Origin of the sequence: Pelagibacterium flavum (genome assembly GCF_025854335.1) — a bacterium.
Taxonomy (GTDB): Bacteria; Pseudomonadota; Alphaproteobacteria; order Rhizobiales; family Devosiaceae; genus Pelagibacterium; species Pelagibacterium flavum.
Map to the genome: position 1 here is coordinate 1320653 of NZ_CP107716.1, position 14464 is coordinate 1335116.

Here is a 14464-nt window from a genome sequence, read left to right on the forward strand (position 1 = left end):
TTCCCACCGTTGGAAGGTCAAGCGCGAATTTGCACTTGACCTTACCATGATTGGAAGGATTAGATCATTGTGCAGTTGTCGAACAAGGACTGCAGAAAATGAACCAGGTGAAACAATTAAACGGCATGAAATCCCTCGATTTTACCATCGAGGGGATGACTTGCGCCTCCTGCGTATCACGCGTTGAAAAAGCTATTCGGGCGGTCCCCGGCGTAGCTTCGGCTTCGGTCAACCTCGCCACCGAGCGTGCGCGAATTGAACTTTCGGGTCCGACAGATATCCGGCAGATCGCCGAGGCGGTGCGTAAAGCCGGGTATACCCCAGCGGCCGCGGAGACTATTACACTCGATATCGAGGGCATGACCTGTGCCTCCTGCGTGGGACGGGTCGAAAAGGCGCTCAAACGCATTGACGGTGTCGCTAACGCCGCCGTCAACCTTGCGACCGAGCGTGCAACAGTCGAAGTGCTTGCAGGAACGGCCACGAAAGAGGATTTGGCGCGCGCCGTTGAGGCGGCTGGCTACAGTGTCCGAAGTGTCGCGGCTGAAGCCAAGACCAACGGACCCAGTCGCGAACAGATCAAGGAAGCCGAAGCCATCTCGCTTCGCAACGCGATGCTTCTTGCAGCGCTGCTCACCGCTCCGCTTTTCGTCATCGAGATGGGCTCGCACTTCATTCCTGCAGTGCACATGTTCATCATGGACACCATTGGCATGCAGACCAATCGGTATCTGCAGTTCATCCTGGCCACGATCGTGCTGTTTGGTCCGGGGCGCCGGTTCCTCGTCAAAGGCTTTCCCAACCTCTGGCGCCGGACACCGGACATGAATTCCCTTGTCGCACTGGGAGCTTCCGCTGCGTGGGGATATTCTGTGGTTGCAACCTTCACACCCCAACTGCTGCCGGCCGGCACGAGCAATGTCTATTACGAGGCCGCAGCCGTTATCGTCACCCTGATCCTGCTCGGCCGTTATCTCGAGGCGCGGGCCAAGGGACGCACCGGACAGGCAATCAAACGCCTTGTCGGACTGCAGGCGAAGACGGCGCGGATCGAACGCGATGGTGCGATCGTTGAGATCGATCTCGATGAGGTCGTGGCCGGGAATGTTGTTCACATTCGCCCGGGTGACAAAATTCCGGTCGACGGCCGCGTGCTCTCAGGATCCTCCTATGTCGATGAGGCAATGATCACCGGTGAACCGGTCCCCGTTCAAAAGACGGCAGGTGCCGAAGTGGTTGGCGGGACAATCAACAAAACGGGCGCGTTCACGTTTGAAGCGACCCGGGTCGGGCGTGACACGGTGCTGGCCCAGATCATTGCCATGGTCGAGGCAGCACAAGGGGCAAAGCTGCCGATCCAGGCGTTGGTCGACCGGGTTACCGGGGTCTTTGTGCCAGTCGTAATCGGTTTGGCCGCTTTCACATTTCTGGTCTGGCTGATGTTCGGCCCCTCTCCACAGCTGAGCTTTGCGCTGGTCAACGCCGTCGCCGTGCTCATTATTGCATGTCCATGTGCCATGGGGCTGGCGACACCCACGTCCATCATGGTTGGCACCGGGCGGGCGGCCGAGCTAGGCATCCTGTTCCGCAAGGGCGAAGCGCTGCAAACCCTGCGATCGGCCGAAGTCGTCGCGCTCGACAAGACCGGAACTTTGACCTTGGGCCAGCCCGAGTTGACCGATATGATCGTCGCTCCGGGGTTCGAGGAGGATGACGTTCTCAGGCTCGTGGCAAGCCTCGAGCAGCACTCCGAACACCCGATAGCCGAGGCGATCGTTCGTGGTGCGCATGCCAGGTCTGTAGACCTTTTGGCCGCCGATAATTTTCTGGCCGATCCGGGTTTTGGCGTCACCGGTGACGTGGATGGGCGCAAAGTGCTGGTTGGGGCCGACCGCGCCTTGAAACGCAGCGGAATTGAGGTCGGTTCATTCGCAAACCAGGCGGTTGAATTTGCCGAAATGGGAAAGTCGCCACTCTATGCAGCAATTGATGGACGGCTGGCGGCCATCATTTCGGTGGCCGATCCTATCAAGCCCACGTCGCGCACAGCGATAGAGCGCCTTCACGCCCTGGGGCTTAAGGTGGCGATGATCACAGGCGATAACGAAAAAACCGCACAGGCTGTAGCCAAACAACTCGGTATCGACGAGGTAGTCGCCGAGGTGCTGCCGAGCGGTAAGGTCGACGCCATCAAAGCGCTTCGCGAGGCAGGCCGCCACCTCGCCTTTGTGGGCGATGGTATCAATGATGCGCCCGCGCTTGCCGAAGCCGATGTCGGCATTGCCGTGGGAACGGGAACGGACATCGCGATCGAAAGTGCCGATGTGGTTTTGATGTCGGGCGACCTCACCGCCGTCGGCGACGCCATCGCCTTGAGCAAGGCGACGATCCGCAATATTAAGCAAAACCTCTTTTGGGCATTTGCATACAACACTGTCTTGATCCCGGTGGCAGCCGGTTTGCTCTATCCCGTTTGGGGAATTCTGCTCTCGCCGGCCCTCGCTGCGGGGGCCATGGCCCTTTCGAGCGTATTTGTGCTGGGGAACGCCCTGCGGCTGAGGCGGTTTGCGCCTCGGCCCATCGATCCTCATCCCGTACCTCAGCAACTTTCCCAGATGAATCTGGAGCCCGCACAATGAATATCGGACAGGCAGCCAAAGCTTCAGGCGTATCGGCGAAAATGATCCGCTACTATGAATCCATAGGGCTCATAGCGCCGGTGCACCGAACAGATGCCGGATATCGCATCTACGATGATCAGGACGTCCACACTTTGCGGTTCATCAGCCGGGCGCGGGATTTGGGGTTTTCGGTGGACGACATGCGCGAACTTCTGGCGCTGTGGCGGGATCGAGAACGGGCCAGCGCGGATGTCAAAGCGATCGCATTGGCCCATGTAGAAATACTGGAGGAAAAGGCGAGGGCCCTGCAGCAAATGAGCGAGACGCTAAAGCATCTCGCCTCCCACTGTCATGGAGACGGTCGCCCAGACTGTCCCATCATCGAGGATTTCGCCAAACCTGAATTGGCCAAACAAAGGTTGAAACGCAAGCCTCGCTTTGAGGCAGGAGTTTTGGTTTCCGCGAAACCGGGATAACTGCCTTCTGACTATCAGTTTTGCTCGGACATTTGTTCTTGGTAAGCGCGTGCGCGTTCGGGCCAAGTGCTTTTGATGTAGTCGAGAATTGCCTCGATCTCGTCGTCAGTGAGCATGTCCCCGAACGCCGGCATGTCGCTTTCATAATTTCCACCAACAATCGCTGCCACGCCATCATGGGTGATGCGAAAAAGTTGCTCGTCGCTGTGATGCCAGGTGTGACCTGTCTCATCGTGGGGAGGAGCCGGCATGCGACCGTTAGGCAGACGCTGGCGCCATTGGGGCTGGCCCTCGAGCGTTTCACCGTGACAAGCAGCGCAATTGTCGAGATACAGCTGCCGACCTTCGGCCGAATTCTCGACGGCATGCGGGAGGGTTCCGCCGATCGCGAAGGAGACCGCAAGAATGGCGAAGAGCATACTCACCGATGCGGCTATGACCGCTATTGGAGCCATGATTGAATTTTTCATTTCCAGGGTTGTGCGCCGGCAAGGCTGGCGATGTCGACCAATGTATCCGCAATTTTGGTCATCTTAGTGCGTGCATCAATTTTCTACGACCCTCCTTTCGACATAGTCGATGCGCTTCGCCTCGAGCTGGTGCGCTGCCTTATTGAGGAGGGAGATATGCTCGGGACTGAAGAATTTCATCGACGCATACCCCATGTGTAGCTGCCAACCTCGGCCAACAGATCGGCTTCAGTGATGTTCACCAGCAGTCCCCATTCGCGCTCATACCCGATGTGGTCAGGCAGTCGCTCCTGACCACCAAAGACCGATCTTGCAGAGGCCGGAATGACTGATCGAAGGGCTGACCGGGCGGCGTCTCCAAGGTAATTTGGCGAATACAGGTCGAGCAAAAATCCGAGCCGCTGCGCTACCGAAACCGAACCGTGTTGAATAGCGGTTTCCACCAGGGCCTCGTCGGATACTCCTCGAGACCCATTGGCTACAATGACCGCCAGCTCCGTTGGTCCGCCGCATAGTTCGGGCCTGTCAACGCAATCGACGATTGTTTTCTCGGGCGTCGAAGCTCGAAATGTCCGCCCCATGGACTCCATTTCCTGCCAGCCGAAGAACTTTTTCGGGGACAGCTTTACATACCGAACCACATTGCCCTGAAGGATTTTTCGTGGCATCTGTCGATCTGTGGCGACCGTTAACTCCCCGGGCACTTGGGTGGTCATTCCGTGCCGACTGGCGGCTCCCCACCAACCGACATAACCTACGTCAGCTGATGCCGAAGCCAGGACATAGATGTCGAAGTCCTCAAATTTCTCGGAGCCCCACGCCGGCGGAAGAACGACGTAGCGACCACCTCCAACCGACTGCAGCCAGCCTTTTGACACCAAGCGCTTGATCGCATTTCGGGCACGATCCTCGTGACCAAATACAGCGATTGCCTCGTCGGTGGTTAGGCTCGACTTCCCTTGAGCCACGACGTCCAAAAACAGCTTGGCCTCGATAGGGCCTAGGCTGCGGAGATTAACATCATCGTGGTTTGGCGTGCTGGACATGCTATACTATATACATTTTAATCTTAGCATAGGTGAGATTAAAATGTATATGTTAAAGCGCGGATAGAACACGCTTCCCACTATGTTTTAATCGGTATCCAAGGTTTTGGCCTCTGCTACGGTTCTGATGGATGAGTTAAAATAGCGGGGCACTCCGACCTCCGGCTGCGTGGCCCGATTCCCTTTATGCTTCAGGGCACAAACGTATGGGCTCATTTATCAGGCTATGCCACCGGATGTTCAGCGTCGCATCCGGCTGACGACCGACGCCGGTGAAAACTCCAACAGGGAATTTTCCGATCACGTCCGACACACTTTGTCTTGAGGGGATTATGCAAAGCTCAGTCTCAATCCCGCGGCGATGGGAAAGTCTCTTCAGTGAACCCTGCCAGGCGATAACTCAAAAGGCCGACCCATTCGTGGGCCGCCAGGTCGGTTGTCGAGAGCCCGTTCGACGCCGTTCCAGGCCAGGTGCCGCCTGCGGATTTGGTCCGGTAATCGACCGGGTAAGGTACAACCGTCAGGTTCGTAGTCCTGAAGCAAGCAACAGCGCGTGGCATGTGACTGGCCGACGTCACAAGAATCCAGGTGCTGGACGCGCGCCCAGCAAGAGCGGCGGCCGTTTCTCGGGCATTCTCGCACGTGTTGCGGGATAGTTCTTCCATGGTGAGGCGTTCGGCGGCAACCCCAGAACTGATCAAGGCGTGTCGCGCCAGTTCGGACTCGGTGAGGCTACCATCGTTCGACAGGTGTCCTCCACCGCCAGAAAGAAAGATCTGGGCCTCGGGATAGCGCGCTGCGAGCATGCGGGTCTCAACAATGCGCTCGCCGGCTTCATTGAGAACGAGTGTGTCCCGGTCGAAAGAGATGTGCGTATCGACAGCACCACCGAGCATGATGACGCCTGCAACATCGTCGGGTAGTGCAGTCCTGGGAAATCTGTTTTCCAATACGCCCAATGCGAACGGGCCAAGAGGTGACCAAGCCGCAAGGGCCAATCCCAAAATCGAAACGATCCCGAGTGCGGCAGCCAGTTTCCGGATCTTCATGACCCAAAACGCCAGCGCCGCCAGAAGGGCCAGCAACAGAACGTTGGACGGCGTGAGAAAGAAGTCGAGAATTTGCGAAACGGCAAAGAACACCGGAAACCTCCCTTGGTTTCGCCACCTAACACTGGCGGCATCAACAAAGGATTGACGCGAATAGGACTTGACCTTCCCAGCATTGGAAGGAGCACGATACCCTTAGGTTGTCTCACCCGCGATCAGTGCTCGTGGCTGAAAACATGTAGGGCTGTTGCAAGAGCGAAGAGGGATTGGAATGGATCAGCACCAACAACACCGTCATGTCCATGACACTGCCGAGACCGAAGACATCACGGCACGCGACAAGCATGCGGGGCATTCGGTGGCAATGTTTCGTGACAAATTCTGGCTCTCACTGGCCCTCACAGTTCCGACGGTGTTTTGGGAGCCGATGATCCAGGAATGGTTCGGGTATACGGCGCCACGGTTTCCAGGATCCGAATTCATTCCCGCCCTTTTTGGGACGGTTGTCTTCATCTACGGGGGGTGGGTGTTTCTGAACAGTGCAATCGGTGAGCTCAAGGCGCGGCTCCCGGGCATGATGACGCTGATCTCGCTGGCCATCTCCGTTGCGTTTGTCTACAGCGTTGCCGTCTTGCTCGGGTTCGACGGTCACCCGCTGTGGTGGGAGCTGGCCACATTGGTGACCATCATGCTGCTGGGACACTGGATCGAGATGCGCTCGATTTCCCAGGCGCAAGGCGCACTCAACGAACTGGCGAAGTTATTGCCCGATTTGGCTGTACGGGTAATTGAAGGAGATAGGACCGAAGAGGTGCCCGTGTCGGGCCTCAGGACGGATGACGTCGTTCTTGTGCGACCAGGGGCCTCGATTCCGGCCGATGGCGTCGTCATGTCGGGCAAAAGCGCTGTCAACGAATCCATGATTACCGGGGAATCTCAACTGGTCGACAAGACAGATGGATCCGAAGTGCTCGGCGGCACCGTGAACGGGCAGGGCTCCCTTCGAGTGCGCGTGCTTCAAACAGGTCAGGAGACGGCCTTGGCCGGCATCATGAGGCTGGTTTCTCAAGCACAATCATCCCGCTCGCGCGCCCAGGCGCTGGCCGACCGGGCCGCCTTTCTGCTCACTATCGTTGCCATCGTTGCCGGTGTCGCGACCCTTGCCGCATGGTCGCTGCTCGGTGCCGAGATCGATTTTACGGTTACCCGGGTGGTGACCGTGCTCGTCATCGCCTGTCCTCACGCCCTAGGGCTCGCCGTTCCACTGGTCACGGCCATTTCAACCACCCTGGGTGCCCGCAATGGTTTGCTCATTCGGGACCGTCGCGGTCTTGAGGAAGCGCGAAATCTCGACACGGTCGTATTCGACAAGACCGGAACATTGACGCTTGGTTCCCACCGGGTGGTCGAGATTGTCGCCGCGAAGGAAAATGATCCGGATACGGTATTGTCGCTCGCAGCAGCAGTCGAACGGGACTCCGAACACCCAATCGCACAGGCATTGCTCAAGAGCGCAGAAGACAAAGGTCTCGCGCTCCCGCGGTCGTCGAGTTTCGAGGCGGCAGCTGGCAAGGGCGTCGAGGCTGTTGTCGAGGCACGCCGCTTGTCCGTTGGGGGGCCGGCGTTGTTGCGGGAACGCAATGTCGAGCTCGACAATGACATGGAGAACGCAAGCCTTCGCTTTGGTGACAACGGGCAGGCCGCGATCTATCTTTTGGAGGGCGAGAACGTTTTGGCCGTTTTTGCGATCGCCGATCAGGTACGCCCGGAGTCTAGGGAGGCAGTAGCCAAGCTACAGTCGATGGGTATCGAGGTCGTCATCCTGACGGGGGACTCAGAGGCCGTTGCGCGATCTGTGGGTCGAGAGCTTGGGATAGATACAGTCTTTTCCGGCGTGTTGCCCGATCAGAAATCGGACAAGATCAAGGAACTGCAGGCCCGGGGCAAGCGCGTCGCCATGGTAGGTGATGGCGTCAACGACGCTCCCGCTCTCGTCACCGCGGATGTAGGTGTGGCCATAGGTGCGGGAACCGATGTTGCTGTCGAAGCAGGCGACGTGGTGCTAGTGCGTTCCGATCCCCGGGACATTGCCCGCATCGTAACCCTCAGCCGCGCGACCTATCGCAAGATGATCCAGAACCTGTGGTGGGCCGCCGGATACAATATTGTTGCGATCCCGCTCGCTGCCGGGGTGCTCTATTGGGCCGGTATCGTCCTGGCGCCCGCGGTGGGGGCGGTGCTAATGTCTGCCAGCACGGTCATCGTTGCGATCAACGCTCAGTTGCTACGGCGGCTCGACATGGCGCGATAGACAGATCTTACTCGGACGAGCCCGTCGGAGATGGGTTGCGCGGCCGAGGCAAAGCGGTGTCGGCTATCAATGCACGCGGCAGACGAGGAAGGGCGCGCTGGCTTGCCGGCCCTTCCTCTTCCCTTAAGCAGAACAGGCGACGTAGCCGCCATAGCCTACGCGGAGTTCGGATCCGATTTCGAACACCATGGTGGCTTCGTTCTGATCAGCATCCCAGCCCTGTGCCTGTTGCTCCGAAGTCAGGCTGATCCGAATGTCGCCCGCTTCATACCGAAGGGCTCCCTCGGAATTGCTGGCCAACGCCAAGCGAACCAATGCTCCGTTGACTTTGATGAGGGCAGCATCTTCCCCGTCAGCGTCTGGGTTAAAAGCGAAAACAGGGTTTCCCTCGCTGGTGTAGCGAAACACGCAGCGACGATCTCCATCCAGACCCTCTTCGATCTGGGCATCATCGAGCGTTGCCGGATCCAGACCGGCGATCTGCGCACCCTCCAATGCGGCTCCTGCCGTCATGAATTCTACGGGTTCGTCGCCGAGCGCGGGATCGATGGCATCGTCAGGCGCACCACTATCGTCGCGATTCGCAAGGTCACCGATGAGAAACTTCATTTCTGAAATTTCCCGCTCCTGGGCCTCGATGATTTCGTCGGCGAGCTTGCGGACGCGCGGATCGGTAATCTGGGAGCGTTCAGAGGTCATGATGGCAATTGAGTGATGCGGGATCATTGCCTGCATGTATTCGCTGTCGTCAACGCTGACTTGACTACGCACTAACCAGAGCGCCCCCGAAAACACGACGATTGAACCAGCGAAAATGGCGATGTTGAGCTTGGTGTTCTTGTACATCGAGAGCATATACGCCAGCATGATGACGGCCATGGTGGCACCCATGACCAGCGCCATCCAGGCGCGGGTTTCGCTCCAGAATACGTGCTCGAAAGCATAGGTGTTGAGATACATCAGGCCGAACATGACCAGCGTCGACGTGGCGATCATGGCGGCAAAGCGCCAATACATTTTCATGAAACTTCTCCGATCGAAATGAATCCAAATGATTTGCGGACCTGCTTAGGTCCGGTTCATCTCGGCGGAGGTGGATCAATGCCTGTATTGTTAGCTGGTGGCGCTGGGAAAGCCCAATGATCGACCAATGTCTGCTTTTCGTCGGTATTTATGTTGATACCGGCGGGCAGCACAGCGGAGGTGGCGCAATGGAGATCGAAGGCGTTGCCAGACCCGGCGTGATGAGCCTGGCTTAATTCACCTGGCGTATTTTGACCGAGCGACTCAGCATCTTGCGTGGGGGCGAGAAGGAATGTGTGTTCGCTTTGGCAAACTGCCCCAATCGCGGGCAGGGCCGTCAAGACCATCATGAGAAAGCCCAGCGATATTGCCCTGCGGAAGCGCATAAGGGTCATAGCATCCTCATCATCCACAGCGCCATGGCCACCATCATCACGTTCTCGGTCAGGGACACGAAGCCCAAGGGGACGTTGCTGTTTCCGCCGACGCAAGCGCATTTGAGATCGCGCTTGTCGATATAGACGGCTTTGAATACTGAAATGGCACCAATGGTGCCGATGACGAGGGCGACGGGGATCGCGATCCAGAGCAGAGCGCCTGCGATCATCAGAACGCCGGCGAGCGCTTCCCCGAAAGGATAGAAGTAGGCGTAAGGGACGTAGCGTTGCGCTACGAGATCGTATCCGAGGAACGTGTTTGAAAACGATGAGATGTCACGGAGCTTGAGAACCGCGAGGATGCACATGGAGATGGCGATGAACCACTCCACGGACCGAATGGTCACAGCGGTGCCGAACGCTGCCCAGGTCGCGGCCAACGCCATTGCCGCAGCCATGGCAAAGACCGCGACTACCGGCGTGTAGCTTGTCTCGCCTTCATTTTTGCCTTTGCCAAAGTGCGTTTTGAGGTCGTCGTAACCGCCGACGCGCCTGTCACCAAGAAATGTTTGCGGCGTGGTATCGACCTGATGCTCTCGCTTGAAAGCGTCGGTCTGCTCCCGAGTTGTCAGCCAGTTGTCCTCAACCTCGTAACCTTCGGACTTCAGCAGATGTCTCGATTTGAGGCCGAACGGACAGATATGGTCGTCCATCACCATCCGATAAAGTACAGCTTTTCCGGCACTTTTACTCATAGGTTCGCACCCCCTTTTGAAATGTAAACGGCCGGGCGGCGGCATGGTTCACGACTTCATCAAGGATAACTCAACGATTTCCACGTCGACGGCGCTGCGGTCCGCGCCCTGAACGAGGGTCGGCCAAACGGGTGATCTCCAGATTGTGAGTTCAGCAGGGGGTGTGGAGTTCTCTTCCCCACGTTGACGAAGACAGGTGTGCCTTGCGTTTCCTGATTGCCAGATTGAAACTTTCCGGTCGGGGCATCGTCGCTTCTCCCAGCGGAGAGATTTGTTTCTCTCCGTGGCCCTGTCCGGGTCATCTTGAATTCATCAAGGAGAAGAACACCATGCTGAAACAATCGATAGTCGCGTTGGCGCTTGGTTCGAGTGCATTGATCGCGGGTCCTGCACTGGCCGATCATCTCAATATTGCAACGGACGGCATTCAGGTCGATGGCGATACGTTGACTATACCCTCGGTCCTCATCGATGAACCTGGCTTCGTGGTCATTCACGAGGTTCTCGATGGTCAACCCGTGGTGCCGGCCTCGATCGGCCATGCATATGTGGAAGGCGGAACGTTCGGGCGTTGCGCCCGAACCGTAAGCGCCTTGCCATAGCGTGAGCGGCCCGCGAGCAGATAAGCGACCGACACGAAGCGGCGTAGTGCAGGGTTGTCGTTGTCGGGTGACCAAACCGCACTGAACGGGACAACATCCTCGCATGCGGTAAGCGGCCGAAAGACCAGGCCGGGCCTGCGCACCTCTGTCCATACGGAGGAGACGAGCGTGATACCTTGGCCGAGTGCGACGAGGCTCATCAAGGTCTCCTGAGAGCAGGGTTTATGCTCCACTCTCGGATAAGTGCTGTAGTCGGCGACTCGTCGCACGATGTAGTCGTGGACCTCCGGGCCTGGCTCACGTCTGGTTACGATGAATTGCTCGTCCCGCAACATCGGCCAATCGACCCGCTCGTAGCTCGAAAGAGGATGGCCGACCGGCAGCGCCACGTGGACCCGCTCCTGCCACAGTTCGGCGCTCTCGCAATCGGGAATCTCCCCGCTACCAGAAAAGAAGGCGACGTCGAGTTGTCGAGAACGCAGGGCCGCCACGTGATCCCGCCGACCGCCATCGTAGACTTCGACTGCCACCTCCGGATGCTTCGACGAATAGTCGAGCAACAGATTTCGCATGAACCCGCCCGCTATCGAAACGATGATGCCAACCCGAACGGTGCCAGCAGCCACACGGCCGGCGGCGCCCGCCGCTCGAAATGCTGATCCGATCTGCCTCACCGCTGGAACGACCTGATCCAGAAAATGTGCGCCAGCGTCCGTCAGTCGAACCCCCGACGAGCCTCTCTCAAAGAGCGCGACCCCGATTTCGTCCTCGAGGTCCCTCACGCCCCGGCTCACGCTCGACGGATGTGCATCAAGAGCTTCTGCGGCGCGGCGAAAGCTCAGATATTCGGCCGCTGCCAGCACGTAGCGAAGTGCGCGAAGATCGAGGGGCGGGCTCTCCTCTGGATGCCCTTCATTCCGGACTTGCATGTGCCGCTCGCGCCGATCGTCGTTCATGCTCCCGCCTCCTTTCCCGACGCAGATCCGCCAATCGGCCGCCATGGCAAAGGGAGGTCGGCTTTCGACATGCGCTCGGGAGGATTGTCCGCAAAGCCGTTCTCACTCGCACGGAGCGAGCGTCGACGATCGCCTTCATTCAGCCGGTGCTGGAACCTGTCGTGCGGTTTCCGCCACATCGCTAAGCAGGTTAAGATTCGGCAGACGAGAAAATCTTGATCTGGATTAAAGACTTACACGCACGAAGCTTCACCTTATTGGATGCAACTTCGACGTCAGAGCAGCGATGGATATGCTGCCGAGAAGGAGAGTATTGTGGCGCGCGACGAAGATCACGAAGTGCCCGAAGGGACCTGGGAAGGTGAGGCCGCAAAGCCTCACGACGCGGCAGTGCAACGAGCACTGGTCGAGGCACAGCAGACAATACTGCATTTTCTTCATAGCCGCCTCCGGGACCGGGACGAGGCGGAGGAAGTGCTTCAACGCTTCTCCCTGCGCGCACTGGAGCGAGCCTCGCAGCTCCGTGACGTTCGCACCGTGCGCGGTTGGCTGGGCAGGATTCTCGCGACAACGATCGTCGACCATCAACGTGATGTGATCAGGCGACGCCAACGCGAGGAGGAGCTGGACCCTGAAACCCTGGAAAGCGCGGAGGCCCAGCCGGACCCCGAGCTGGACGCCGCCATATGCAACTGCCTCTATCGTTTGCTGCCGACCTTGAAGGCCGAATACGCCGACATCATCTGGCGCGCGGACATCCTGGGCGAGCCGCGTGATCGGCTCGCAGCAAGCCTTGGCACGTCGCTGAACAACGTCACGGTGCGGCTGCACCGCGGGCGTCGCGCATTGCGCAAACGCCTGGAGGAGATGTGTCGGACCTGTCCCATACACGGCTTTCTCGACTGCCATTGCGAGAAGGCGGAGAAATTTCGAGTGGAACATGCCGCCGTGGCTGGTCACGCGAAATGAAGGCGGCCCCTCGCGGCAGCTTCGTCCGGTGACGCGTTCATGCTCACTCGCTCGATACCAATCCTCGTCATGGTTGCCTTTCTCAACGCGCTCTGCTTTCCGCTTATCACGCTCGGCCTGGAGCACGCGCCTCACATCACCTTCGCCACGCTGCGGGCGATGATTGCCGGCCTCTCGCTGGCACTTGTCGCGGCCATCCTCGGACGTCCGATTCCCACAGATGTCGGATCGTGGATAGCGCTCGGTGCGATAGGGCTGGGAGCGACCACCTTGGCATATTTCGGTATGTTTCACGCTGCGGAGTTCGTATCGCCGGGCCTCGCGACGATCCTGACCAACACCCAGCCGTTAATCGCTGCGGTGCTGGCTTTCGGGGTTCTTTCCGAACGATTGCGACCGGCGCAATACATGGGTCTGGGGATCGGCTTCCTGGGGATCATCACCGTCGCCATGCCACGGTTCGGTTTCGTGGACGGCATCGGGGAGGTCGCGGCCCTGTCCTACGCTCTCCTCGCCGCTGTTGGGCTTGCGGTCAGCAACGTGGTGATGAAAACGATCCGCGGCCGCATCGATCCCATCGTCGCAATGGCTGCACAGCTCCTCCTCGGCGCGTTGCCTCTTGCGATCCTGGCGCTGCTGACGGAGCAGCCCTCCGAGATCCACCTTTCACCCGGCTTTGCACTCGCGCTGGTCTTGCTGGCACTCCCCGGAACAGCCCTGTCATACTGGCTTTGGTTCTGGGTGCTCGAACGCATTCCGCTCACCTACGCCAACGCCTTCACGTTCCTTACACCTGTGCTTGCGCTTCTGCTTGGGGTCATGGCATTCGATGAACAGGTCGGACCTCTGTTGGTGTTGGGTCTCATTCTGACCTGCATCGGCGTCGTCATCGTCCAACGGAACAGTCGGGGCCAAATCGCTCCGACCGCCTAGTTCAACCACACGCGCTGCCCTTCAAGGCGATCGTCGCTGAAACCACGACATGGCTGTCTGCGGATCGACGCCGGCGACCTCGATAAGCCGATCGGGGTCCAAGATCCGGAGCCGCCGATAGTGGAAATGGACGATCTTCTCCTTGCGGAGCGTGCTGAGCACGCGGTTCACATGGACGAAGGTTAAGCCCGTCGCGTCACCGATCTGCTCCTGGGTCAGCGGGATCGCCATTTCCTCGATACGGTCGCCCGGCCATTGGGCGCGATACCGGGTGAACAACTCAAGGAGAAGGTGCGCCACGCGCTCGCGCGCCGTCCGGCGTCCGATGCTGGTCATATGGTCGTAGGCCATTGATGTATCGCGCGCCAAAGCGCTCGCCAGCCGCATGCTCAACTCCGGATCGTCCCGCGAGGCCGCTGCCAGCACGCTGTTCGGGATGACGGAGACGACCACTTCGGTCAATGCCTGCGCGCTGTAGCTGACCTGGGCGCCCTTGGAGGTTGGCATTCCCATCACCGCGCCCGGCAACGCGAAGTGGACGATCTGCCGCCTTCCGTCCTCCAGCAGCGTGTAGATCGCGACCCAACCCGATAGGAGGTTGAAGATCGCGGTGTTGGTCTCGCCGATACTGAACAAATCCCGGCCAGCCGCGATCTTGCGGTCGCCCTTGCGGTGCCGCGGAAGCAGGCGATAGGCGTCGGTCGACGGCGGCAGCCCCGTCGCCGGAGCCCAGGTCTGGCCGTCGTTTCCGTCGCCATCGCGCTTTGGGCGCCTGCTCAACTCACCGGGCGCAACGCCCGAAGGGCGCTCCGCTTCCCGTGTCACGAATCCTCGAAGAAATGGTCTGCTCCGTCCGCGTTCAAAATCGTCCCATTC

Annotated in this window: 14 protein-coding genes; 6 read left to right on the forward strand and 8 right to left on the reverse strand. The window is 59.0% G+C overall.

The genetic code is table 11. The annotated features are described in order from the left end of the window. The first annotated feature begins 98 nt into the window (after nt 1-98). Nucleotides 99-2639, forward strand: coding sequence for a heavy metal translocating P-type ATPase (locus OF122_RS06540; protein WP_264226999.1), 2541 nt, complete (start codon nt 99-101; stop codon nt 2637-2639). Next, nucleotides 2636-3097 carry a Cu(I)-responsive transcriptional regulator gene (gene cueR / locus OF122_RS06545; protein ID WP_090599157.1) on the forward strand — a complete coding sequence of 154 codons (462 nt, stop codon included), beginning with the start codon at nt 2636-2638 and terminating at the stop codon, nt 3095-3097. The genes OF122_RS06540 and cueR overlap by 4 nt, the downstream gene beginning before the upstream one ends. Before the next feature lie 14 nt (nt 3098-3111). On the opposite strand, the gene OF122_RS06550 is transcribed toward cueR, so the two are convergent. From OF122_RS06550 to OF122_RS06560, 3 genes are all read right to left on the reverse strand, one after another. After that, nucleotides 3112-3567: a c-type cytochrome gene (locus tag OF122_RS06550; protein ID WP_264227000.1), complete on the reverse strand. Its 456-nt coding sequence runs from the start codon at nt 3565-3567 to the stop codon at nt 3112-3114. Between the two features lie 176 nt (nt 3568-3743). Then, a complete protein-coding gene (locus OF122_RS06555) occupies nt 3744-4613 on the reverse strand; it encodes a type IV toxin-antitoxin system AbiEi family antitoxin domain-containing protein (protein ID WP_264227001.1) in 870 nt (289 codons plus the stop codon). 347 nt (nt 4614-4960) lie between these two features. Beyond that, the gene (locus tag OF122_RS06560; protein WP_264227002.1) at nt 4961-5755 is read right to left on the reverse strand and encodes a YdcF family protein; all 795 of its coding nucleotides are present in this window, start codon (nt 5753-5755) and stop codon (nt 4961-4963) included. Nucleotides 5756-5933: 178 nt separating this feature from the next. Here OF122_RS06560 and OF122_RS06565 point away from each other — a divergent pair, with 178 nt between their 5' ends. Then, nucleotides 5934-7973, forward strand: a complete 2040-nt coding sequence (locus OF122_RS06565; protein ID WP_264227003.1) for a copper-translocating P-type ATPase — start codon at nt 5934-5936, stop codon at nt 7971-7973. 123 nt (nt 7974-8096) lie between these two features. On the opposite strand, the gene OF122_RS06570 is transcribed toward OF122_RS06565, so the two are convergent. Genes OF122_RS06570 through OF122_RS06580 form a run of 3 tightly spaced genes read right to left on the reverse strand, consistent with a single transcriptional unit; the run spans nt 8097 to nt 10128 of the window. Then, a complete protein-coding gene (locus tag OF122_RS06570) occupies nt 8097-8996 on the reverse strand; it encodes a DUF305 domain-containing protein (protein ID WP_264227004.1) in 900 nt (299 codons plus the stop codon). A gap of 56 nt (nt 8997-9052) precedes the next feature. Beyond that, on the reverse strand, nt 9053-9391 hold the full coding sequence (locus OF122_RS06575) for a hypothetical protein (RefSeq protein ID WP_264227005.1): 339 nt from the start codon (nt 9389-9391) through the stop codon (nt 9053-9055). Then, nucleotides 9388-10128: a glutaredoxin gene (locus OF122_RS06580; RefSeq protein ID WP_264227006.1), complete on the reverse strand. Its 741-nt coding sequence runs from the start codon at nt 10126-10128 to the stop codon at nt 9388-9390. Before OF122_RS06580 ends, OF122_RS06575 begins: the two co-directional genes overlap by 4 nt. A 329-nt stretch (nt 10129-10457) precedes the next feature. Between OF122_RS06580 and OF122_RS19800 the strand changes: the two genes are divergently transcribed. Next, nucleotides 10458-10730, forward strand: a complete 273-nt coding sequence (locus tag OF122_RS19800) for a DUF7282 domain-containing protein (protein ID WP_456299650.1) — start codon at nt 10458-10460, stop codon at nt 10728-10730. Here OF122_RS19800 and OF122_RS06585 read toward each other — a convergent pair. Further along, nucleotides 10640-11686 carry a LysR family transcriptional regulator gene (locus tag OF122_RS06585; RefSeq protein ID WP_264227007.1) on the reverse strand — a complete coding sequence of 349 codons (1047 nt, stop codon included), beginning with the start codon at nt 11684-11686 and terminating at the stop codon, nt 10640-10642. The genes OF122_RS19800 and OF122_RS06585 overlap by 91 nt on opposite strands. A 315-nt stretch (nt 11687-12001) precedes the next feature. Between OF122_RS06585 and OF122_RS06590 the strand changes: the two genes are divergently transcribed. After that, nucleotides 12002-12655 (forward strand): RNA polymerase sigma factor, encoded by a 654-nt coding sequence (locus tag OF122_RS06590; RefSeq protein ID WP_264227008.1) that lies wholly within the window; start codon nt 12002-12004, stop codon nt 12653-12655. 39 nt (nt 12656-12694) lie between these two features. After that, nucleotides 12695-13588 (forward strand): DMT family transporter, encoded by an 894-nt coding sequence (locus tag OF122_RS06595; protein ID WP_264227009.1) that lies wholly within the window; start codon nt 12695-12697, stop codon nt 13586-13588. 21 nt (nt 13589-13609) lie between these two features. Here OF122_RS06595 and OF122_RS06600 read toward each other — a convergent pair whose 3' ends face one another. Then, nucleotides 13610-14413 (reverse strand): Crp/Fnr family transcriptional regulator, encoded by an 804-nt coding sequence (locus OF122_RS06600; RefSeq protein WP_264227010.1) that lies wholly within the window; start codon nt 14411-14413, stop codon nt 13610-13612. Nucleotides 14414-14464 lie beyond the last annotated feature (51 nt).